General features: G+C 38.1%; 1 protein-coding gene. It reads left to right on the forward strand.

The window, feature by feature from the left end:
• Positions 1–128: 128 nt before the first annotated feature.
• Positions 129–310, forward strand: a 182-nt coding sequence (locus FY557_RS20450; protein ID WP_228451858.1) for a hypothetical protein, incomplete at its 3' end; no start/stop codon positions are given.

Genomic DNA, 310 nt, shown 5'->3' on the forward strand with positions numbered 1-310 from the left:
AAAACCCTCTTTTCCCTTGTGACGCTTAGCCTCTGCCTTAAGCTTAACTTTTACCTGATCTTATCCGAATCTCCCTTTCAACCTTTGTCCGGCTTTATTCCCAGTGCTCTCTTTTAAATTTTTCCTCAATGTGGATAAGTGTAATTTTCCTCTTAACCGCTGTCCTGTTAGTGGTTTACCTTCCTTATTTTCCCACAAAGGATAATTTATATGAATATTATGTTAACAATATTTGGATTGTAAGGGTAAGAGTTTCTATCTTTGCCCCACTGAAAAACGAAAGGGATTCGGTAGCGCAGAAGAGCTTTTA

Origin of the sequence: Chryseobacterium sp. SN22 (assembly GCF_008329705.1) — a bacterium.
Taxonomy (GTDB): domain Bacteria; phylum Bacteroidota; class Bacteroidia; order Flavobacteriales; family Weeksellaceae; genus Chryseobacterium.